The sequence below is a fragment of the Amycolatopsis sp. NPDC102389 genome, assembly GCF_044765885.1.
Lineage (GTDB): Bacteria > Actinomycetota > Actinomycetes > Mycobacteriales > Pseudonocardiaceae > Amycolatopsis.
Window position 1 is genome coordinate 20,244 of the sequence record NZ_JBIWKX010000053.1, and the last position, 21,571, is coordinate 41,814.

The 21,571-nt window shown below is 68.6% G+C and carries 21 protein-coding genes; 12 read left to right on the plus strand and 9 right to left on the minus strand.

Annotation, left to right across the window (positions count from 1 at the left end; genetic code table 11):
* From ACIRGA_RS32250 to ACIRGA_RS32275, 6 genes are all read left to right on the plus strand, one after another.
* Positions 1-456: a GbsR/MarR family transcriptional regulator gene (locus ACIRGA_RS32250; protein ID WP_400948212.1), complete on the plus strand. Its 456-nt coding sequence runs from the start codon at positions 1-3 to the stop codon at positions 454-456.
* A gap of 14 nt (positions 457-470) precedes the next feature.
* Entirely contained in the window at positions 471-1,283 is an 813-nt protein-coding gene (locus tag ACIRGA_RS32255; protein ID WP_400948215.1) for a class I SAM-dependent methyltransferase, read from the plus strand.
* 86 nt (positions 1,284-1,369) lie between these two features.
* Positions 1,370-2,692 (plus strand): M20/M25/M40 family metallo-hydrolase, encoded by a 1,323-nt coding sequence (locus ACIRGA_RS32260; protein ID WP_400948217.1) that lies wholly within the window; start codon positions 1,370-1,372, stop codon positions 2,690-2,692.
* Complete coding sequence (locus ACIRGA_RS32265) at positions 2,692-3,570, plus strand: alpha/beta fold hydrolase (protein ID WP_400948220.1); 879 nt, start codon at positions 2,692-2,694, stop codon at positions 3,568-3,570. The genes ACIRGA_RS32260 and ACIRGA_RS32265 overlap by 1 nt, the downstream gene beginning before the upstream one ends.
* Before the next feature lie 40 nt (positions 3,571-3,610).
* Entirely contained in the window at positions 3,611-4,207 is a 597-nt protein-coding gene (locus ACIRGA_RS32270; RefSeq protein ID WP_037338277.1) for a helix-turn-helix domain-containing protein, read from the plus strand.
* A complete protein-coding gene (locus tag ACIRGA_RS32275; RefSeq protein WP_400948223.1) occupies positions 4,208-4,954 on the plus strand; it encodes an SRPBCC domain-containing protein in 747 nt (248 codons plus the stop codon). It begins immediately after the preceding gene.
* Positions 4,955-4,970: 16 nt separating this feature from the next.
* Here ACIRGA_RS32275 and ACIRGA_RS32280 read toward each other — a convergent pair whose 3' ends face one another.
* From ACIRGA_RS32280 to ACIRGA_RS32290, 3 genes are all read right to left on the minus strand, one after another.
* On the minus strand, positions 4,971-5,192 hold the full coding sequence (locus tag ACIRGA_RS32280; RefSeq protein WP_016334446.1) for a DUF5703 family protein: 222 nt from the start codon (positions 5,190-5,192) through the stop codon (positions 4,971-4,973).
* Positions 5,189-6,202, minus strand: a complete 1,014-nt coding sequence (locus ACIRGA_RS32285) for a YncE family protein (RefSeq protein WP_400948226.1) — start codon at positions 6,200-6,202, stop codon at positions 5,189-5,191. The genes ACIRGA_RS32280 and ACIRGA_RS32285 overlap by 4 nt, the downstream gene beginning before the upstream one ends.
* Positions 6,203-6,315: 113 nt before the next feature.
* Positions 6,316-7,281: an aldo/keto reductase gene (locus ACIRGA_RS32290; protein WP_400948229.1), complete on the minus strand. Its 966-nt coding sequence runs from the start codon at positions 7,279-7,281 to the stop codon at positions 6,316-6,318.
* Positions 7,282-7,417: 136 nt separating this feature from the next.
* Between ACIRGA_RS32290 and ACIRGA_RS32295 the strand changes: the two genes are divergently transcribed.
* The 4 genes from ACIRGA_RS32295 to ACIRGA_RS32310 all read left to right on the plus strand — a co-directional run bounded on the left by ACIRGA_RS32295 (position 7,418) and on the right by ACIRGA_RS32310 (position 12,267).
* Positions 7,418-8,464, plus strand: coding sequence for an LLM class F420-dependent oxidoreductase (locus ACIRGA_RS32295; protein WP_400948232.1), 1,047 nt, complete (start codon positions 7,418-7,420; stop codon positions 8,462-8,464).
* Complete coding sequence (locus ACIRGA_RS32300) at positions 8,464-9,303, plus strand: undecaprenyl-diphosphate phosphatase (protein ID WP_400948234.1); 840 nt, start codon at positions 8,464-8,466, stop codon at positions 9,301-9,303. The genes ACIRGA_RS32295 and ACIRGA_RS32300 overlap by 1 nt, the downstream gene beginning before the upstream one ends.
* 107 nt (positions 9,304-9,410) lie before the next feature.
* Positions 9,411-10,121: a histidine phosphatase family protein gene (locus ACIRGA_RS32305; RefSeq protein WP_400948236.1), complete on the plus strand. Its 711-nt coding sequence runs from the start codon at positions 9,411-9,413 to the stop codon at positions 10,119-10,121.
* A 103-nt stretch (positions 10,122-10,224) separates the two neighbouring features.
* Positions 10,225-12,267, plus strand: a complete 2,043-nt coding sequence (locus ACIRGA_RS32310) for a M3 family metallopeptidase (RefSeq protein WP_400948239.1) — start codon at positions 10,225-10,227, stop codon at positions 12,265-12,267.
* A 245-nt stretch (positions 12,268-12,512) separates the two neighbouring features.
* Here the strand turns inward: ACIRGA_RS32310 and ACIRGA_RS32315 are convergent, their stop codons facing one another.
* Positions 12,513-13,142, minus strand: coding sequence for a hypothetical protein (locus tag ACIRGA_RS32315; protein ID WP_400948243.1), 630 nt, complete (start codon positions 13,140-13,142; stop codon positions 12,513-12,515).
* A gap of 70 nt (positions 13,143-13,212) precedes the next feature.
* Positions 13,213-15,012: a right-handed parallel beta-helix repeat-containing protein gene (locus ACIRGA_RS32320; protein ID WP_400948246.1), complete on the minus strand. Its 1,800-nt coding sequence runs from the start codon at positions 15,010-15,012 to the stop codon at positions 13,213-13,215.
* A gap of 89 nt (positions 15,013-15,101) precedes the next feature.
* On the opposite strand from ACIRGA_RS32320, the gene ACIRGA_RS32325 reads away from it, so the two are divergent.
* Positions 15,102-15,971 carry a TetR/AcrR family transcriptional regulator C-terminal domain-containing protein gene (locus ACIRGA_RS32325; protein ID WP_400948249.1) on the plus strand — a complete coding sequence of 290 codons (870 nt, stop codon included), beginning with the start codon at positions 15,102-15,104 and terminating at the stop codon, positions 15,969-15,971.
* A gap of 144 nt (positions 15,972-16,115) precedes the next feature.
* Here the strand turns inward: ACIRGA_RS32325 and ACIRGA_RS32330 are convergent, their stop codons facing one another.
* The 3 genes from ACIRGA_RS32330 to ACIRGA_RS32340 are packed head-to-tail and all read right to left on the minus strand — an operon-like array spanning position 16,116 to position 18,869.
* The gene (locus ACIRGA_RS32330) at positions 16,116-17,141 is read right to left on the minus strand and encodes an NAD(P)-dependent alcohol dehydrogenase (protein WP_400948252.1); all 1,026 of its coding nucleotides are present in this window, start codon (positions 17,139-17,141) and stop codon (positions 16,116-16,118) included.
* Positions 17,138-17,854: an iron-sulfur cluster assembly protein gene (locus tag ACIRGA_RS32335; RefSeq protein ID WP_400948256.1), complete on the minus strand. Its 717-nt coding sequence runs from the start codon at positions 17,852-17,854 to the stop codon at positions 17,138-17,140. Before ACIRGA_RS32335 ends, ACIRGA_RS32330 begins: the two co-directional genes overlap by 4 nt.
* Position 17,855: 1 nt before the next feature.
* Positions 17,856-18,869, minus strand: a complete 1,014-nt coding sequence (locus tag ACIRGA_RS32340; protein WP_400948259.1) for an amidohydrolase family protein — start codon at positions 18,867-18,869, stop codon at positions 17,856-17,858.
* A gap of 181 nt (positions 18,870-19,050) precedes the next feature.
* On the opposite strand from ACIRGA_RS32340, the gene ACIRGA_RS32345 reads away from it, so the two are divergent.
* Entirely contained in the window at positions 19,051-20,496 is a 1,446-nt protein-coding gene (locus ACIRGA_RS32345) for a helix-turn-helix domain-containing protein (RefSeq protein WP_400948262.1), read from the plus strand.
* 57 nt (positions 20,497-20,553) lie between these two features.
* Here the strand turns inward: ACIRGA_RS32345 and ACIRGA_RS32350 are convergent, their stop codons facing one another.
* Positions 20,554-21,543, minus strand: coding sequence for a malate dehydrogenase (locus tag ACIRGA_RS32350; RefSeq protein WP_125787678.1), 990 nt, complete (start codon positions 21,541-21,543; stop codon positions 20,554-20,556).
* Positions 21,544-21,571: the final 28 nt, after the last annotated feature.

Below are 21,571 nucleotides of genomic sequence, written 5' to 3' on the forward strand. Positions count from 1 at the left end.
ATGCCAGGTCAGGACAACCAGGACGAGGTGCTGAAGTGGGTGGAGCAGGTAGCCACCTTCTGCGTGGAAGAGTGGGGGCTCCCGCCGATAACCGGCCGGATCCTCGGCCTGCTGATGATCTGCGACCCGCCCCAGCGCTCCGCCGGCGAGATCGCCGAGACGATCCAGGCAAGCCGCGCGTCGCTGACTTCGAACATGCGTTTCCTCACCGTCATCGGGCTCATCCGCAAGGTCCGCGTTCCCGGTGACCGCACCGCGTACTACCGCATCGAAGACGACGCGTGGCACAAGGTGATCCAACGCAAACTCGACAGCCTCGCCGCGTTCGGCGACATCGCCGAACAAGGCCTCGCCCTCGCCGGCGGCGAAGGGCCCCGCGCCGAACGCATCCGCACCGCCCAGCGGTCCCTGACCTGGCTGCGCGACATCGCCGCCCAAAACCCACTGAAGACCTGAAGGACGCATCCGCTATGCAACGCCAGCGCCTCGCCCTGGACCCGATCCAGGAGACCCTCCTGCTGACCCTTTACGCCAGGGCCCTGGACAGCGAACTGCCCCATCCGATCCTCGGCGACACCCGCTCCGCCGACCTGGCCGAGAAGATCGACTACGACTTCGCCGAACTCAAAGTCAAACCCAGCCTCGTCTGCAGCACCGCGCTCCGCGCGAAGAAACTGGACCAGGCTGTCATCGGCTTCCTCGCCGAGCATCCCGACGCCATCGTGCTCGACCTCGGCTGCGGACTCGACACACGGGTGTTCCGCTGCGACCCGCCCGCCGGCGTCGACTGGTACGACATCGACTTTCCCGAGATTGTCAGCCTGCGCCCTCAATTCCTCCCGGAACGATCCCGGCTCCTCGGTGCCGACCTCACCACACCCGGCTGGCTCGATGAGCTGCCCAGGGACCGGCCCGCCATGATCGTCGCCGAGGGCCTGCTGCCCTTCATGCCCGGCGACACCTTTCAGCGGATGACGCGCGCCTTGACCACACATTTCCCCACCGGCGAACTCGCCCTCAACGGCTACACCCGCTTCGCCGCGTGGGCGATGAAATACCACCCGACCATCAAAACCCTCGGCATCACCGCCGCCCAAGGCTTCGACGACCCACACGAACCCGAAACCTGGGACGCCGCCCTCACCCTGACCGAGGAACAACTCCTCACGCGCGCCCCGGAAGTCACCGACTTCCCCCAACCCCTCCGCGCGCTCACCCGTCTCATGAGCCTGAACACAGGCCTTTCCCGTCAAGGAACCCGCATACTCCGCTACCGATTCTGAGGGCCGGCCCCGACGTGGGTCTTCACACGCAGTCCATCACACGGTGGCAGCGGGTCGGCGGGCTCCACCAATGGTAGGAATGCCTGGTGACCGAACCGAATTTGATCGAAGCAGCCGCCGAAGAGGCAGTCACCCTCACCAGTGAACTGATCCGCATCGACACCACCAACACGGGGGACCCCGACACGCTGGTCGGTGAACGCGCCGCGGCGGAGTACGTCGCGGAGAAGCTCACCGACGCGGGCTACGAGATCACCTATGTCGAGTCGGGCGGCAAGAACCGCCACAACGTGATCGTCCGGCTGCCGGGCGCCGACCCCTCGCGTGGCGCGCTCCTGATCCACGGTCATCTCGACGCCGTCCCCGCAGACGCCTCGGAGTGGTCGGTCCACCCGTTCTCCGGCGCGATCCAGGACGACTACGTCTGGGGCCGTGGCGCTGTCGATATGAAAGACATGGTTGGGATGGCGCTCGCGCTGGCCCGGCACTACAAGATCAACGGGATCGTCCCGCCGCGTGACCTGGTCTTCGCGTTCCTGGCCGACGAGGAGGCGGGCGGCAAGTACGGCGCGCAGTGGCTGGTCGAGAACCGGCCGGAGCTTTTCGAGGGTGTCACCGAGGCGATCAGCGAGGTCGGCGGTTTCTCGATCACGCTGAAGGACAACGTCCGCGCCTATCTCATCGAGACGGCCGAAAAGGGCATCCGCTGGATGAAGCTGCGGGTGCGCGGCACCGCCGGTCACGGCTCGATGATCCACCGCGACAACGCCGTCACCAAGCTGTCCGAGGCCGTCGCCAGGCTCGGCAACCACCGCTTCCCCCTGGTCATGACCGACTCCGTCCGCGAGTTCCTGGACGGCGTCACCGAGATCACCGGCTGGGACTTCCCCGAGGACGACATCGAGGGTTCCGTCGCGAAACTCGGGAACATCTCCCGGATGATCGGCGCGACCCTGCGCGACACGGCGAACCCGACGATGCTCACCGCGGGCTACAAGTCGAACGTCATCCCCTCGGTCGCGGAGGCGTCGGTCGACTGCCGGATCCTTCCCGGCCGTCTCGAGGCGTTCAACGCCGAACTGGAGGAGATCCTCGGCCCGGACATCGAGAAGGAGTGGATGGAGCTGCCGCCGGTCGAGACGACCTTCGACGGTGCCCTGGTCGACGCCATGACCAACGCGGTCCTCGCCGAGGACCCGGGCGCCCGCACGCTCCCGTACATGCTCTCCGGCGGCACCGACGCGAAGTCCTTCCAGTCGCTCGGAATCCGCAACTTCGGGTTCGCCCCGCTGCAGCTGCCGGCGGACCTCGATTTCTCGGCGCTGTTCCACGGAGTCGACGAGCGCGTCCCGGTCGACGCGCTGAAGTTCGGCGTGCGCGTGCTCGACCGCTTCCTCCGTTCGGCCTGATGCCCGGTCTGCTGGCCGCCGACGGGACACCCCTGCACTTCGAGCGCTGGGGTGATCCGTCGGCGCCGGTGACCGTGGTGCTCCTCCACGGGTACGCCCTCGACAGGCGGAGCTGGCGCGCCATCGCGCCGGTGCTGACGGAAGCCGCGGAGGAATCGCTCTCGGTGCTGGCCTACGACCAGCGCGGGCACGGCGAATCCGGTGAGGTCCGGGCCGCGTCGGCGACCATGGGACAGCTCGCCGACGATCTGGCCGAGGTGCTGGAGAAGGTGGTCCCCGGCGGCAAGGTCGTGCTGGTCGGTCATGACATGGGCGGCCTCGCGATCCTGTCGCTCGCCCAGCGTCACCCCGACGTCTTCGCGGCGAGGGTGGCGGGCATCGGGTTGCTCGCCATGTCGGCGGGCGGTGTCACCCCGGACGCGATCTGGCCGAACGCGCTCGGCAAACTAGGCCGCGACCTGGAGATGGTCTTCGGGACCAAGCTGATCGGCCTGGTGCGGGAGCATACGAGCAAGGCGGTGACCGCCGGGCTGCGGTGGTGGCTCTTCGGGGACGACCCGGTGCCCGCCGACGTCGAACTGACTGTGCGGATGATCCGCGGCAACTGGCCGCAGACGGTGTCCGCGTTCCGGCCCGCACTGGACGCCTACACCCGGGAATCCGCGTTGTCGCAGGTCGGCGCCGTGCCGGTGATCGCGATCGTGGGGGAGCGCGATCGGCTCGTACCCACGGCGGACGTCGAGGAACTGGCGGGCGCGGTGCGGAACGGGACGTCCGTGGTGCTGCCGGGGGTCGGGCACGTCGTCCCGCTCGAGGCGGCCCCGCAGGTGGTGCCCCGCTTGCTGGCCCTGGCGAACCGGGCCCACCGACAAGACTGACATCCTTGACAAAAACTCTTTTCGGTGACACCTTCTTGGCATGTTCTCCGTTGCGGTGATCGAGGACGCGGAAGCGGCCGAAGTGTCGCTGGATCCGGTCCGGGCCAGGCTGCTCGCCGAACTCGCCGAGCCGGCGTCGGCCACGATGCTGGCCGCGCGGGTGGATCTGCCGAGACAGAAGGTGAACTACCATCTTCGCGCGCTGGAGAAGCACGGGCTGGTCGAGCTCGTCGAGGAGCGGCGGAAGGGCAACGTCACCGAGCGCATGATGCGCGCGACGGCGTCCTCATACGTCATCTCGCCGACGGCACTCTCGGCCGTGCAGCCCGATCCGGCGCAGTCGCCGGACCGCCTGTCCGCGCGCTGGCTGCTCGCCGTGGCCGGCAGGCTGGTGCGCGACGTCGGCCTGCTGATCACCGGTGCGACCAAGGCGCGCAAACGGGTCGCGACCTTCGCGATCGACGGCGAGGTGCGGTTCTCGTCCGCCGCGGACAGGGCCGCCTTCGCCGAAGAACTCACCGTCGCGATCACGAATCTGGTGAGCAAATACCACGATGAGGGCGCCGAACAGGGCCGCGACCACCGGATCGTCGTCGCCGTCCATCCGAGCGTCAAAACCGAGCCCGAGGAGCGCTGAGTGGGCCACGAATTCGAGATCACCGACCGCCTCGAGGTCGACGCGACGCCCGAACAGGTCTGGGACGCCATCGCGACCGGTCCGGGGATCACGTCGTGGTTCATGGGACGCAACGAGGTCGACGGAGGCGTCGGCGGAACCGTGAAGACCGCGTTCGGCGGCTACGAACCCACGTCGGCGATCACCTCGTGGGATCCGCTGGAGCGGCTCGTCTACGGCACGGAACCCGCTCCGGACGGCCGGTTCGTCGCCTACGAGTTCCTCATCGAAGGCCGCTCCGGCGGCAGCACCGTGCTGCGGACCGTGACGAGCGGCTTCCTGCCCGGCGACGACTGGGAAGACGAGTTCGAGGCGATGACCGCCGGTGGCGAGCTGTTCTTCCGCACCCTCGTCGAATACCTCAACCGTTTCGCCGGCCGGAAGGCCGTGCCGGTGACGGTGTTCGGGCCGATGATCGGGGACTGGGACAGCGCCTGGCTGACGCTGGGCCGGGAGCTCGGCCTCGCCGGGCGGCCGGGAACGGGGGACCGGGTGCGGCTTTCCACCGGCTCCGTGTCCACTGTGGACGGTGAGGTCTATCTGGCGAACGCGCAGACGGTCGGCATCCGGACCGCGGACGCGTTCCTGCGCTTCGTGCGAGGGTTCGCCGGGCCGATGGTCGCGATGCATCACCTGTTCGGCGACGTCGATCCCGCGGAACAGGACAGGCTCTGGGCCGACTGGCTCGGCCGGGTGTTCAAGAGCTGAAAGCGCCCTTCAGCCCTCAGGTGATGAGGCCGGGCAGGGGAGTGGCGGTGCGCTTGCGGCGCAACCACACCCTCCTGGTCCCGTCCGAGTAGAGCCGGACGGTCGAAAGCTCCCAACCGGCGAACTCGGCGTGGATCGACAGCTGCGTCGCCGCCGCCCGCCGGGAAACACCGGGAGGCAGCTGCAGCCGCCGGTACTCCCAATCCCCTTCGACCACCGCCTCGTCCACCACTGTCATGGCGTGATCACCTGGATCCCTTCTCCGATGGCCGAGCCGACGACCACGCGGCCGCCCTGCTCGTCGACGGTGACCGAATCTGGCTGCCGCACGGTGGGGAACCGGTGCTTCTCGATCGGCTCTCCACCGCGGACGTCGAAACCGACGACCTCGTTGCGTTCGGTGAGCGTGACCCAGGCGAGGCCGCGGGTGCGGTCGTAGGCGATGCCGTACGCCCCGCCGGGAACGGGATAACGCTGGCGCAGCAGCAGTGGCGTCGTGGAGAACGCCAGCAGCGCGCCCGCGCGCGCATCGGTGACGAAGACGCGGCCGAGATCGTCGGTGACGGCGTTGGCCGCGCCGTCGCCGGCGCGCAGACCCTCACCGATCTTGCCCTCGGTGAGGTCGACGGCGAACAGGGCGGTGCGGAGCTTGTCGAGCACGACCACGCCGTCACCGGTGTTCAGCACGTCGTCGGCGCTGTAGATCTGGCCGGTGATGGTCTTCGGTCCCGCGTTCTTCGACAGCACCTCCACAGCCTTGCGGTCCCGGACCGAGACCAGCGTCGCGTCGCCGTCGGCGAGACCGGCCGACGGCTGCCCCGCGATCGGGACCGTCTCCAGCGCGCCACCGGGCAGGGAGACCTTCGCCAGCAGGCTCTTGCCCGGAACGCTGGCGAGTACCTGGGAGCCGGAGACCGTGAGCCGCTCGGCCGGACCGGGCAAGGCCACGGTCGTCTTGGGGGCGTCCAGGGCAGCGAGATCGTAGATACGCAGCGAGGGCGGCTCCGAAACGGCGACGACCAGCGTCTTGCTCGCCTGATCGGTCGCCAGAGCCTTCACGCCCGGCACCGCGAACACCGAACCAGCGGGTTTGATCGTCACCGCGGGGGAGACCGCCGCGGTCGCCGCGACGGGGTTCTGCACGATCTGCAAGGAGTCGTTCGGCGTGTCGTCCGTACTGCAGGACGAGAGCACCAGGACACCGGCGAGCGGGATCGCGATCCGGGAAACGGCGGACAGCCGACCCACCTTGGTGCCTCCACCTGCTAATCGTCGGACGGACCTGTCCAGCATCCTCCAGGAACTCCACCACGTCACGTCCGCGTCACCCAACAGTCACCTAATCCACTATTCGAGACGGCTCAGAGGCCGCGTTCCGGGTACCCGACCTCGATCGCGCTGACGTCGTCGAGCGCGGATCGGATGGCGGGCGGGAGCGTGATGTCCTCGGCCGTGAGCGAACCGGTCAGCTGCCCGGTGTCACGGGCTCCGACCACGGGCGCGACCACTCCGGGCCGGTCGCGGACCCAGGCCAGCGCGACGGCCAGCGGCGAGGTCCCGAGGCCGTCCGCGGCCGTCGCGACCGCCTGCACGATCCTGGCCGCGCGATCGGTCCGGTGATGTTCGACATAACCCGCGAAAACGCTCGACGCGCCGCGCGAATCGGCGGGGGTCCCGGTGCGGTACTTGCCGGTGAGCACACCCCGGCCGAGCGGCGCCCAGGGCAGGAGCCCGATGCCGTGATGCTCCGCCGCCGGGACGACCTCGCGATCGATGCCGCGCTCCAGCAGCGAGTACTCGACCTGCGTCGAGACCAGCGGAGCGACGGCGGAACTGCGGGCGGCGGCGGTCGCCAGCTGCCAGCCCGAGTAGTTGGAGACGCCGACGTAGCGGGCTTTGCCGCTGGTCACGGCGTATTCGAGGGCGCCGAGGGTCTCGTCGACCGGCACGGTGGTGTCCCAGGCGTGCAGCTGCCACAGGTCGATGTGGTCGGTGCCGAGCCGCCGCAGCGAGCCGTCGAGCGCGCTGAGCAGGGCACCGCGCGAGGCTCCGCCGCCGAACGGGCCGTCGGTGCGGCGGGCGACGGCCTTGGTGGCGAGCACGATGTCGTCGCGGGGGACCAGGTCACCGAGCAGCGCGCCGAGGACGCGTTCGCTCTCTCCCTCGCCGTAGATGTCGGCGGTGTCGACCAGGGTGCCCCCGGCGTCGACGAACGCGACCAGCTGGCTGGCCGCCTCCTCCGAGTCGGTGTCGCCACCCCACGTCATGGTCCCGAGGGCCATTCGCGAGACCCGAAGTCCCGACCGGCCGAGCTGTCGCTTTTCCACGACGGGCGAGCCTAGCCGGAAGGCAAGTGCGGGACGCGGAGCAGGTGAGCGTGTCGTGATCGAGTACCACCGCGCGGGTCATCGCGTGTCAACACCCTGAACGGAGGAGTGACACTCCGATGGATACATTCACGCCGTGCGACTCGGACTGAACTTGGGCTATTGGGGCGCGGGGAACGACGCGGCCAACCTGGCATTGGCGAAGAAGGCGGACGAACTGGACTACGCGGTCGTCTGGGCCGCGGAGGCCTACGGGTCGGACGCGCCGACAGTGCTCTCATGGGTGGCGGCGCAGACCTCACGGATCGACGTGGGCAGCGCGGTGCTCCAGATCCCCGCGCGGACACCGGCGATGACCGCGATGACCGCCGCGACCCTGGACACGCTTTCCGGCGGCCGGTTCCGCCTCGGCCTCGGTGTTTCCGGCCCGCAGGTCTCCGAGGGCTGGCACGGCGTGAAGTTCGCGTCGCCGCTGGGCCGCACTCGGGAATACGTCGAAATCGTCCGCAAGGCGCTGAGCCGCGACCGGGTCCGGTACGACGGCGACCACTTCCAGCTGCCGCTGCCCGACGGGCCCGGCAAGGCGCTGACCTTGACCGTGCACCCCGTGCGCGAAGAGATCCCCGTGTACCTGGCCGCCATCGGCCCGAAGAACCTCGAATTGACCGGCGAGATCGCGAACGGCTGGCTGCCGGTGTTCTACTCGCCAGAGCACGCCGGTGAGCAGCTGAAGCTGATCCAGGCCGGGGCGGACAAGGCCGAGCGCTCCCTCGACGGCTTCGACGTCGTCCCCGCCGTCCCGCTCGTGGTCGGTGACGACTGGAAGGCCTGCGCCGACGCCGTGCGCGGGTACGCGGCGCTGTACATCGGCGGGATGGGCAGCCGGGAGAAGAACTTCTACAACCAGCTCGCCTGCCGGATGGGTTTCGAGCGCGAAGCGGCCGACGTTCAGCAGAAGTACCTGGGTAAGGACTACGTGGGCGCCATGGCGGCGGTTCCGCTGGAGTTCATCGACGCGACGTCGCTGCTGGGCCCCAAGGAGCGCATCGCCGACCGGATGCGGGCCTTCGCCGAGTCCGGCGTCACGACGCTGACGGTCGCGCCGTCCATGCCGGATCCGGAGGGCTCCGCGCACGCCCTCGAGATCGCGGCCGAAGCGATCGAATCGGCCGGTGTCGCCTGATGGGATGGTTCGAAGCACTGGTCCTCGGGCTCGTCCAGGGCCTCACCGAGTTCCTGCCGATCTCGTCCAGCGCGCACCTGCGGATCACCGCGGCGCTCGCCGGCTGGGACGACCCGGGCGCCGCGTTCACCGCGGTGACCCAGATCGGCACGGAACTCGCGGTCATCCTGTACTTCTCGAGCAAGATCGGGAAGATCCTCCGCGCCTGGTTCTTCTCGATCTACAAGAAGGACTGGCGGCAGGACCCGGACGCCCGGCTGGGCTGGCTGATCATCGTCGGCTCGCTGCCGATCGTGGTGCTGGGCCTGCTGTTGCAGGACGCCATCGACGAAACCTTCCGTGACCTTCGGATCACCGCGACCACGCTGATCGTGTTCGGCCTGATCCTGCTGGTGGCCGACCGTATCGGGAAGCAGGAGCGCACCCTCGACCACCTGACCGTGCCGCACGGCCTCGGGTTCGGGTTCGCTCAGGCGCTGGCGCTGATCCCTGGTGTGTCGCGCTCCGGTGGCACCACCAGCGCCGGGCTGCTGCTCGGCTACACCCGCGCGGAGGCGGCGGAGTATTCGTTCCTGCTGGCCCTGCCCGCGGTGTTCGGCTCGGGCCTGTACAAGCTGACCGACATCGGCAAGGACGGCGCCCCGGCGCAGTGGGGGCCGACGATCCTGGCGACGCTGGTCGCGTTCGGCGTCGGGTACGCCGTCATCGCGTGGCTGATGTCCTACATCAAGACCAAGAGCTTCGTGCCGTTCGTGATCTACCGGCTCGTGCTCGGTGTCCTGCTGTTCGTGCTGATCTTCGCCGGCGTCCTGGACCCCGGCGCGGGCCCGCACCTGTAACCCCCCTCGCGTTCAGTCCTCTGGATGCGGTCCTTGCACGCGCAAGTACCGCATCCAGAGGACGAAATGCGGGTGCCGGGCAAAGCACGACACGTAGGGTGGGCCACGTGAGTACTGTGATCCTTCTGCGCCACGGCAAGTCCACGGCGAACGGTTCGGGCGTCCTGGCCGGGCGCACGCCCAAGGTCGGCCTGGACGACACCGGCCGGGCGCAGGCCGCCGCGCTCGTTGAGCGCCTGGCGCCGGTCCCGCTCGCGGAGCTGGTGGTCTCGCCGATGCTCCGCTGCCGCCAGACGGTCGCGAAGCTGGCCGAGGCACGCGGTCTGGACAAGGTCAAAGAGCCCGGTTTGTCCGAAGTGGACTACGGCGAATGGACCGGGCGCGCGCTCAAGGATCTCTTCAAGGAACCCCTCTGGCGGGTCGTGCAGGCGCATCCGTCGGCCGCGGTCTTCCCCGGCGGCGAAGGGCTCGCCGAAATGCAGGCCCGGTCGGTCGCGGCCGTTCGCGCGCACGACGCCCGGATCACCGAGAAGTACGGCGAACACGCCGTCTGGCTCTTGTGCAGCCACGGCGATGTGATCAAGGCGATCCTCGCCGACGCGCTCGGTCAGCATCTCGATTCCTTTCAGCGGATCGTGGTCGATCCGGCGTCGGTTTCGGTCGTCCGCTACACCGAGACTCGTCCGTTCGTGTTGCGCGTCAACGACAACGGCGGCGACCTCGCGGGGATCGCACCACCGCCCCCCAAGGCCAAAGCCAAGCGTGGCAAGGGAAAACAGAGCTCCGACGCGGTGGTGGGCGGTACCACCGGAGCGTGACCACTTCTCGTCCGCGGTGTCACGCCACGGACGGCATCCACCGGCCCCTCACTGCCCGTAAGGTGGCCTGAACAGCAGATTCGACGACCCGGGAGCAACACCGATGATTTCGCAGGACAACCCGTTCGCCGCGCCGAGTGAGCTGCCCTACGCCCTTCCTCCGTTCGACCGGATCGCCGACGAACACTTCCTTCCCGCCTTCGAAGCGGGGCTGGCCGAGCACGCCGCCGAGATCGAGGAGATCGCCGGCTCGGCCGAGCCGCCGACCTTCGAGAACACCATCGTCGCGCTCGAGAAGTCCGGAAGGCTGCTGTCCCGCGTCTCCAGCGTGTTCTTCAACCTCGCCGGGTCGAACGCGAACGACGAGATCCAGCGCGTGCAGGCCGAAATGGCGCCGCGTCTGGCCGCGCACGCCGACGCCGTCAACCTGAACCCGGCGTTGTTCGCCAGGATCAACTCCCTGTTCGAGCGCAAGGACGAACTCGGCCTCGACACCGAGTCGCTCCGTCTCCTGGAACGTCACCACACCGACGTGCGCCGCGCGGGCGCCGGGCTGCCCGAGGCCGACCAGAAGCGCCTGCGCGAGTTGAACGAGCAGCTTTCGACGCTCTCGACCCGCTTCCAGCAGAACCTGCTCAAGGACACCAACGAACTCGCCGTGGTGGTCGACGACGTCGCTGAGCTCGCGGGACTGGGCGAGGACGAGATCGCCACGGCCGCCGAAACCGCCGGCGAAGAAGGCAAATACGTCCTCAAGCTGACCTTGCCGACGGCGCAGGCGGCGTTGGCCTCGCTGGAGGACCGCGCCTTGCGTGAGCGGATCTTCACCGCGTCGGTCTCCCGCGGCAACCGGGGCAACGAGTCCGACAACAACGAGGTCGTGGCCGAACTGGTCCGCCTGCGTGCCGAGCGGGCCGCCGTGCTCGGCTTCCCCGACCACGCGTCGTACGTCATCGAGGACGAGACCGCGAAGACCGCTCAGGCCGCTGTCGGGCTTCTGGAGCGCCTCGCGCCGGTCGCGGTCGCCAATGCCAAGGCGGAGGCCGAAGAGCTGCAGCGCTACCTCGAAGCCGACATCCCCGGCGCGGTCCTCCGGCCGTGGGACTGGGCGTTCTACGCCGAGCGCGTGCGCAAGGACCGGTTCGAGGTCGACACCGCGGCACTGCGCCCGTACTTCGAGCTGAACCGGGTGCTGACCGACGGCGTCTTCTTCGCCGCGTCGAAGCTGTACGGCCTGAGCTTCACCGAGCGGGAAGACCTGCCGAAGTACCACCCCGAGGTCCGGATCTTCGAGGTCTTCGACGCCGATGGCTCGGAGCTCGGCCTGTTCCTGCTCGACTACTACGCCCGCGACTCGAAGCGTGGTGGCGCCTGGATGAACAACTTCGTCGACCAGACGAAACTCCTGGGCACGAAGACGGTCGTGGTGAACGTGCTCAACGTCGCCAAACCGCCGGCGGGTGAGCCGACCCTGCTGACCTTCGACGAGGTCGTCACCGCGTTCCACGAGTTCGGCCACGCGCTGCACTCGCTGCTGTCCGACGTCGAGTACCCGATGTTCTCCGGCACCAATGTCCCGCGGGACTTCGTCGAGTACCCCTCGCAGGTCAACGAGATGTGGATGCTGTGGCCCGAGGTCCTGGCCAACTACGCCAAGCACCACGTGACCGGCGAGCCGCTGCCGCAGGAGCAGATCGACAAGCTCCTGGCATCGCAGCAATACGGCGAAGGCTTCTCCACCACCGAATACCTCGCGGCGTCCCTCCTCGACCAGGCGTGGCACGCGCTCGGCACCGAAGACCACGTCGACGACGTCCAGCGGTTCGAGGCCGAGGCGCTGACGAAGGCCGGTGTCGCGCTGGAAGCCGTGCCGCCGCGCTACCGCACCACCTACTTCGCGCATATCTTCAGCGGCGGCTACAGCGCCGGGTACTACTCCTACATCTGGAGCGAGGTCCTCGACGCCGACACCGTCCAGTGGTTCCGCGAGAACGGTGGGCTCACCAGGGAGAACGGCGACCACTTCCGCCGCGAGCTGCTCGGGCGGGGCGGCAGCGTGGACCCGATGGGCGCCTTCCGCGCGTTCCGCGGCCGTGACCCGGAGATCGAGCCGTTGCTGAAGCGCCGCGGCCTCGCCGGGGCCTGACCCGCTCAGTACGCCGTCCTGGGAACGTCACGTGCGGAAAGGCGGCCGCGGCGCTGGCGGGGGAGTGTCCTGAGTGGACTATCGCGCTGCTTCCCGAGGGCGGGCTGCGCCTGTGGGTGCGACTACCGGCGGGGGGGTGACGCGAACGCGGTCGCCCGCACGGCGAGGGAACGGGGAGTCGTCGCCGAACTCGCCCAAGGCATCAAGCGGCTCAGCAAACTGTATAACGACCTATACGGTGTGGCTCAGGCCAAAACCGCGTCGAGCAACAGATAGACACCACCGCCGAGGACGACACCGGCAGCCATTCCGGCCGTGACCTCGGCTTTGGTGTGATCACCGAGTTCCACGCGGGACCAGCAGACCCATCCGACGCCGAGGAAGACCAGGGCGAGCCAAGGGCCGTAGACGCGGATCAGCATCACGGCCGCGCCCGCCGCCACCATCGCGTGCATCGAGATCTTGAACTCAAGGCCGAAGGTGATCGCGAGCGCGGCGACCAGGCAGACGAGCTCGGCGGCCGCGAGCGCGATCATCTGGTGTGGGGCACCGCCGGCGATCAGGACGACGAATCCGGCGGTCAGCGAGCCGATGCAGACCGCGAACGGGACGAGCCGTCCGGCTCGATCGGTGACATGGTGGCTGTCCCACTTGCCCTTCCGGGCGCCGCGCACGATCACGGCCATCGGGATCAGCGAGCCGGTGACGCCGACGACGAGACCCCAGAGCACCGTCTCGCCGAGGTGGTATCCCGTGACCTTCCAGGCGACGATCAGCGGGAGGCCGAGCACCCAGACCCAAGGAGCGAGCACCTCGGTCGCGATCCGCGCGAGACGTCGGCGGGTCCCGGGGGCTTCCGTGGACTGGGTCGGCATCGCGCGTGGTCTCCTCGGGAATCGTGGCCGGAGCGGCTCCTGCCGGACTCGCGTCCGGCAGGAGCGGTGATCATCGTTCCAGACCCCGGCGTCCGGCCCGCGCGAGGATGTCGGCGCCGGCCGGGTCCGCTCGCACGGCATCGTCGAAACTCTCCTTGGGCAGCACCGTGTTCCCGGCCACGGTCACCGTCTCGGGCGGGGTGTCGTAGGTGTCGGGCAGGGCGTCCCAGAAGTTGCCGACGAAGGCGACGTTCTCCATCGGCGGACCCACCTGGAGCACGATCGGGGTGTCGGCCCGGTGGACGATGTTGCCGAGGACGGTGATCCACGCCGCGCCGTAATCGGCGTAGAGGCCGAAGTTGTACGAGGTGAGGACGTCGCGGATGACGTTGCCGCGGACCATCGCCCCGCCGGCGAACGACGAGCCCTGCGGTCCCGAAAGGTAGATCCCGCCGCCGTCCATCAGCTTCCCCATGCTGCGCTCGACGAGGTTCGAGATCACCTGCGTGCCCTTGGCGCGCTCGCCGCCGGTGATCACGATGCCGTTGTGCGGGACGTCGTGGATCTCGTTGTGCGCTACGGCGGTCTCCGCGGACTCGACGACCAGGACGGCGGGCGAGCCGCGGTACTCGGTGCCGATGTGGTGGACGAGGTTGTCCTCGACGGAGACCCGGGTGCTCGTGTGGACCGCGATCCCGCTGCCCGAGATCTCGTCGAAGACGCTCGCCCGGACTTCCACATCGGTGCTGTCCTCGATCAGGAGACCTCCGGCACCGAGCCGAGTGAAGTGGTTGCCCTCCAAGGAGACCCGGCCGACCGACGCAAGGCTGACGTTGGCGGGCAGCTGGACCGGCTCCGCGGGCACGTGGACATAGCCCACGTCCGCGCCGAGGTCGATCTTCTGGAAGCCGCCCTGTTCGTGGCGTGCGTTGCCGTGATAGTGCAGGTAACCGCCGGTGCGGGCGGGTCCGGACCAGGCCGCGTCGGTGAAGGTGAAGCCGCGCAGCACGAGGTCGTGCACACCCCGTCCGCTGATGAGCGCTTCGAGCACCGGAGCGACGACGCTGGTCTTGCCGATCTCCTCGCCGGGACGTGGACGGTAGTGCAGGACGTGGTCGCCCGTGTCGGTTCGGCTGACGGCGAAGGTGCCCGGCTCGGTCAAGAAGGCCACGTTGTTCTCGAGTACGGACGGTGCGGCGAGGCCATCCCAGGTGCCGTCGCCGCCGGCGCCGTACCACTTGGCGTCGTAGAGGGACTTGGCGTTGTCGAAGGCGGGCTGAACGATGGTGATCGTGGTCGAGGAGGCATCACCGGAGATCGACGCGACCGCGAGCCGGGCTTCGGACCACGGGTAGACGCCCGGGTACACGAACTCCATTCCGGCCGGATCCGGCCATGACTGAGGCTCCGTGCTGTCCGTGACGTAACCAGTAGCTATTTTCGTCACGTTCCCCGGGAGTCCGACGGTGCGGGCCGCTCGCGCCACGGCCCGGCCGTCGACGGTGAGCCGTCGTGGCGCCAGGTCGCCGATCGGCGCGGTCCAGATGCCGTCGTCGCCGGTTGTCCAGCCGGTGATCTCGCGGCCGCCGCTCAGTTCGACCTTCGCTTGGCTGGCTGTTCCGTAGCCGTGCGCCTGGTAGATCACACGGAAGCCGTTCATGCCGGAATCGCCTGCGGTGTCCTCGAAGGTGAGTGGTTCTTCGAGGCGGTGGACGCCTGCCGTGAAGGTGACGATGACATCTCCGGTCATTCCGGTGGTGACGGCGCGGGCGGCCTTTTGTGCGCCTTTCGGGGTGGCAAAGGGCTGGTCGGCGGTGCCGGGCCCGTCGTCTCTGCCGTCGGGGGATACGAAGAACCCGTTTTCGGGCATGCTGAAGCGCTCCTGTGGAGAAGTTTATGGGATATACTGAGGTTTATCAGCTAAACACGAACGAGCGAAGAGCGTCAAGGGAGTAGCGGGTGGCGGAAGACGACGCGCAGCCGGATCCGGAGCGCGCGATCGAGCTGCTGTGGGGAACGTCCGAGCCCGAGCGGCCCGGCTTGAGCCTCGGCCGGATCGTCGCGGCGGCCGTCGAAGTCGCGGACGCCGAAGGGCTCGCCTCGCTGTCGATGCGCAAGGTCGCGGAACGGTTCGGCACCACCACCATGTCGCTCTACCGGTACGTCCCCGGCAAGGCGGAACTGGTGGAACTCATGCGCGACGCGGTGTACGGCGAGTTCCCGATGGGGCCCTCGGACGGGCTCGACTGGCGAGCGGGTCTCGAACACTGGGCGCGGCGGGCCCGGGAGAGGTACCGCCGGCACCCATGGCTGGTCCACAGCGCCGGGACCCGCCGCCTGCCGGGGCCGAACATCATGGCCGGCTACGACCAAGCGCTGGAGGTGGCCTCGCGGAGCGGTCTGGCGCCGGCGCAAGTGATCGCGGTGGTGAACCTGGTGGGCGGATTCGTCGAGTCGGCCGCGCGTCAGGCGGGGGAGGCCGCCGAACTCCAGCGAAGCACAGGGGTGTCCCACGAGCGCTGGTGGAGCGAACGCGAGTCGCTCTTCGAGCGTCTGGATGCCTATCCGGCGCTGGAGCGGCTGTGGAAGGCCGGGGGAATGGACGCTTCGCTCGACGCCTTCGAATTCGGGCTGCAGCGGACCCTGGACGGTGTCCAGGCGCTCATCGAAAGCCAGGGGAGTGAGGTAATCAGTGACGAAACCGGGGGAGGGGAGTGCGTCGTCTGTGGCAAGGCACTGGACGGGGGAGGGCGGGGCAGGCCTCGGGACTACTGCTCGCGGGCCTGTCAGCAGCGCGCCTACCGGCGTCGCCAGGCCCAGTCGGACTGACTTGCTCAATTCAAAGTGTATAACGACCTATTCAGCCCGGCGATCAGCAAGATCAACTTCAAGCCAATGATCAAACTCAGCAAAGACTCCAGGCGAAGGCTCCCTTCACCGCATCAGATGCGGTGAAGGGAGCCTTCGGCCCACCTAGGGGACGAGGATCGCCCGTCCGCGGATGCGTCCGGCGTCGAGGTCGTCGAGCGCGGTTTGGAACTCTTCGAGCGGGTAGCGCGCGGTGTGGAGTTTCACGCGGCCTTGGGCGGCGAGGACCATGAGTTCGCAGAGGTCGGTGTAGGAGCCGACGAGGTTGCCGATCAGATTGATCTCGGTGGAGATGACGTCGATGGTGGGGACGTCGATGTTTTCGCCGTAGCCGACGACGTGGTAGTCGCCCGCGCGGCGAAGCATGGCGAGGCCGTCTTTGGTGGCGCCGCCTTCGCCGACGAAGTCGATGACGGTTTCGGCGCCTTCGCCGCCGGTGAGGGCGAGCACTTGGTCGATCTGGGTGCCGTCGGCGATGACGCCGTGGTCGGCGCCGATGGTGACGGCGAGTTCGACGGCGTCGGGATTGCGGTCGACGACGACGAGTTCGGCGGCGGTGAGGGCTTTGAGTACCTGGATGCCGATGTGGCCGAGGCCGCCGGCGCCGATGACGACGCAGCGGTCGCCGGGCCGGAGCCTGCGGGCGGCTTTCGCCGCGGCGTGGTAGGCGGTGAGGCCCGCGTCGGCGAGGGCGGCGACGTCGGCGGGTTCGAGGGAGTCGTCGATCTTGACGACGCTGCGGGCGGAGGTCTTGAGGTATTCGGCGTAGCCGCCCGCGGTGTCGATGCCGGGGAACTGCGACTGGGCGCAGTGGACGTCGTCGCCGGAGCGGCAGGCGCGGCAGAGGCCGCAGGTGATGAGGGGGTGGACGATGACCTTGTCGCCTTCGGCCACGTTCGTCACCGCGCTGCCGACGGCGTGTACCCAGCCGGCGTTCTCGTGGCCGATCGTGTACGGGAGGGTGACGCCGGATTTCCCGGCCCATTGGCCTTCGAGGATGTGAAGGTCGGTGCGGCAGACGCCGGCGCCGCCGATGCGGACGATGACGTCGTAGGGGCCGGTGGGTTCGGGTTCGGCGACCTCGGTCAGCTGGAGCTTTTCGTGGTAACCGATGACCTGGATCGCTTTCACGATGCGTGGACCTCCTGGTTGCGTGGTGCCTGGTCGGCGGCGGATTCCGGGTAGCGGGTGCGCAGCAGGCCGCGGCAGAAGTGGGCGTTGCCGTCGATCGAGATGCGGACGGATCGGGCGAAGCGCAGTCGTAGGGGGACTTCTTCGCGGGGGTAAGGCTTTCCGTGGTCGTCGACCAGCGCCGGTGCCTCGGGTGCGGTGTCGAGCCCGAGGGCTGCTCGTCGTCGCAGGAGTGCGTGGGTGGTGCGGTGGTCGGGGAGGTCGGCGAGGGTGATGTCGTGGAGCCGGTCCTCGGTCAGTTCCCGGCTTTCGCGCAGGAGCCGGGTGAGGGCGCGTTCCATGGCCGCGGTGTGGGCTTTGCGGCGGAAGGTGAGCCTGAGTTCGTCGAGGTCCTGTTCGGCTTCGTCGCCGAACGTGCCGCGGTAGCCGGCGTCGGCGGCGAGGCCGCGGTTGATCAGGTCGGAGTCGTGGTGGTCGTCGAGAACGACGTGGACCCGCTCGGTCCAGTCGAGCGCGGTGAGGACGTCTTTGGCGTCGGAGGCCATGAGGTAGGCGAAGTTCGGTGAACAGAACGACGTCGGGAGCCTCAGGTGGACGGTGACCTCCGTTCCTTCGACGGCGAGGGAGCGGACGAAGCCGAGGTCGGTGATCGGTTCGTCGAGTTCGGGGTCGAAGACGGCGTGGAGTGCGGTGTAGGCGTCGTGTTCGCGCATGTCAGGCCACCGAGACGGCTTGGGTTTCGATGCGCCGGACCTGGAGTTCTTCGGGCACCGGGAGGTCGTACATCGCGGCGGCGTTGAGGCCGAGGATCTTGCGTTTCTGGTCGGTCGTCAGCGGCGCGTATTCGGTCATGTCTTCCGGGATCTGGAAGTCGACGAACCGTTCGACGAGCCATTTCGGGGTCCAGAGCGCGTAGTCGCTGGAGAACTGGATGCGGTCTTCGTCGAGCCAGTAGAGCAGTTCGCCGATGATCTGGGCGAAGTAGCGCGGGCGGGTGTGGATGAACGGCATCGCGACGGCGAGACCGGCGTGGACGTTGGGTTCCTGGGTGGCGATCCAGCAGAAGTCTTCGAGCCGGGGGAGTCCGCAGTGTTCGACGACGAAGTTGAGGTCGGTGTAGTCGGTGGCGACCTTGTCGACGTCGGCGACGTCGAAGGCGTCCCGGTCGAGTGGGCGGATGGTCGGGCCCTTGTGGATGTGGATGTTGCGGATGCCGAGTTCGAGGCAGGCTTCCAGGTACCGGCGGCACCAGGGGTCGTCGAGTTTGTAGCCGCGGGAGTCGCCCTGCCATTCCGCGGTGTAGAGCTTGACGCCTTTGAGGCCGAAGCGTTCGGCGTCGCGGCGTAGCTGGTCGAGGCCTGCTTGTTCGAGGCGTGGGTCGAAGCAGTGGTTGTAGGTGAGTTTGTCCGGGTGTTGTTGGGTGAGGGCGAAGGCTTCTTCGGTCTGGCCGAAGCCGTTCTTGTAGAAGGCGCCGAGGTGGGCGGGCTGGAAGATGGCGTGGTCGACGTAGCCGTCTTGGAAGAGGTCCTTCATCAGGCGTGTGCCGCCGTAGTAGAGGTATTCCTCGTAGGACCACAGTTCGGATTCCGGGCTGAGGTTGCGGTGGTAGTCGTAGAAGCAGTCGATGAACTGTTTGCCGTGGATGTTGGCCTGGTTCTCCGGCCGGGCGTCCCAGAGCGCGACGTGCGCGTCCACGATGAAGTAGCTCTCGCCGTCCTTGGTGTACATGGGTGTTCCTCCGCGTTCGTGACCGCCGTTGGCACGTTGGAGGTGAACGGTAGGGGCGTCGGCGCAGGTCAGGGAGACGGTCGGTGTCTCAGTTTGAGACACCGACCGTCCTGTGGGCGGTGGGTCGCGCACGTACGCTGAGCGGAGGTCCGAACGCACTGTCGCGTCCCGGGAGGTCGATGTGGAGAGCGCGAATGCGGTGATCGCGCCGCGGTTGCGGGCGTCCTGGCAGCGCAGCGCCCGGTACGGCGCGCCCGAGGACGAGGTCCGGCCGGTGTTCACCGGGTCGTTGGACACCGGTTCGCTGTTGTACGAGTGCGGCAACGAGGTGCTGCGGGGTTTGCAGGCGACGCTGGCGAATGAGCCGGTCAGCTTGATGATCACCGACAGCGAGGGCTTGGTGCTGAGCCGGTTGTGCACGGACGCGTCGATCGTCCGGTCGTTGGATCGGGTGCATCTGGCGCCGGGGTTCTACTTCGCGGAGAGCAACGCCGGGACCAATGGGCTGGGTTTGGCGCTGGCGGACCGGGCGCCGACGTTGGTGCGGGCGGCGGAGCACTACTGCACGGGGTTGCGGGGCTATACGTGTGCGGCGGTGCCGGTGCTGGATCCGCTGACGGGCGCGCTGGCCGGGAGTGTGAATCTGACGACGTGGTCGGATCAGTCGTCGGAGTTGCTGCTGGCGTTGGCGCAGGCCGCTGCCGGGAACACGGCGGCGTTGATGCTGGCGCGGGCGTCGGGGCGGACGCCGCGGCCGGCGCCGCGCGGCGAGGTGTTCCGGGTTCAGTCGGACCGGTTCGATCCGGCTGATGTGCCGAGTCTGTCGTCGGGCTGGTCGGACGCGCTCGGTGAGGTGGGGGCGGCGTTGAGCCGGGGGCGGGTGGTCGCCGTGGTCGGTGAGGCCGGGGCGGGGAAGACGGCGCTCGCGTCGGCCGCGCGGCGGGCGACGTGGCCGCGGGACCGGGTGCTCAACGCGCGTCCGCCCGCGCCGGACGACGTCGACACGTGGCTGACGCTGTGGACTCCGGAGCTGGTCAAGGACGAGACGTGCGTGATCGTCTCGGGGGTGGACACGCTTCCGGCGTGGGCGGCCGCCGAGCTGGCGGGGTTGTTCGCCGAGGCCCGTCGGGAGGGGGAGCCGCCGCCGTTCGTGCTGACCGCGGAGGACGCCGGTGCGATCCCGGAGGCGCTGGCCCCGTTGGTGGAGGTCGTGGTGGAGGTTCCGGCGTTGCGGTTCCGGACGGACGACGTCCTTCCGCTGGCCCATCATTTCGCGCGCCGGGACCGGGGTCGTGAGGTGGTGTTCACTCCGGCCGCGGTGCGCGCGCTGACCGCGTGCGACTGGCCGGAGAACGCCAAGCAGCTGCGGCGGGTGGTGCGTGAGGCGGCGTCACGGTCGGACGTGATCGACAGCAGGCATCTGCCGGCGGAGGTGTTCTCCGGGGTGGGGCATCGGTTGAGCCGGTTGCAGGCGATGGAGCGGGACGAGATCGTGCGGTGCCTCGCCGAGCCGGGGTCCACTGTGGTCGGTGCGGCGGAGAAGCTCGGGATGGGCCGGGCGACGTTGTACCGGAAGATGAGTCAGTACGGGATCACGGCGCGGCAGTTCCGGTCTGCTGCGCCGTGAAGGACTCCTTGAGGAACTCTGGGTCCCTCAAGGAGTCCTTCACGGACTCGAGCAGGCTCAGATGAGGCCGAGCTTCTTCACCGCGTCGCGCTCTTCGGCAAGCTCGTTGACCGAGGCGTCGATGCGGGCGCGCGAGAAGTCGTCGATCTCCAGGCCCTGGACGATCTTGTACTCGCCGTTCGCGGCGGTGACCGGGAACGAGGAGATCAGGCCCTCGGGGACACCGTAGGAGCCGTCGGACACGACCGCCGCCGAGGTCCAGTCACCCTCGGGGGTGCCGTTGACCCAGGTGTAGACGTGGTCGATCGCGGCGGAGGCGGCCGACGCCGCGGAGGAGAGGCCGCGGGCTTCGATGATCGCCGCGCCGCGCTTGGCGACGGTCGGGATGAAGTCGTCGGCCAGCCACTGCTGGTCGGTGATGACCTCGGTCGCGGGCTTGCCGGACACCTCGGCGTGCGCGATCGACGGGTACTGGGTCGCGGAGTGGTTGCCCCAGATCGCGACCTTCTTCAGCTCGGTCACCGGTACGCCCAGCTTCTTCGACAGCTGCGCGAGGGCGCGGTTGTGGTCGAGGCGGGTCATCGCGGTGAAGCGGTCGGCCGGGACGTCGGGCGCGTGCGCCTGGGCGATGAGGGCGTTGGTGTTGGCCGGGTTGCCGACCACGAGGACCTTGATGTCGCTCGCCGCGCCGGCGTTGATCGCCTCACCCTGCGGCTTGAAGATGCCACCGTTGGCCTCGAGCAGGTCGCCGCGCTCCATGCCCTTCGCGCGGGGGCGGGCGCCGACGAGCAGGGCGACGTTCGCGCCCTCGAAGGCCTGCTTCGGGTCGTCGAAGATGTCGATGCCCGACAGCAGCGGGAACGCGCCGTCTTCGAGTTCCATCGCGGTGCCCTCAGCCGCCTTGACCGCCTGCGGGATCTCCAGGAGCCGCAGCTTCACCGGGGTGTCCGGGCCGAGCAGCTGACCGGACGCGATGCGGAAGAGCAGCGCGTAGCCGATCTGGCCGGCCGCACCGGTGACGGTGACGTTGACAGGGGCTTGGGTCATTGCGGTTCTCCAGCTTGAGGCGACATCG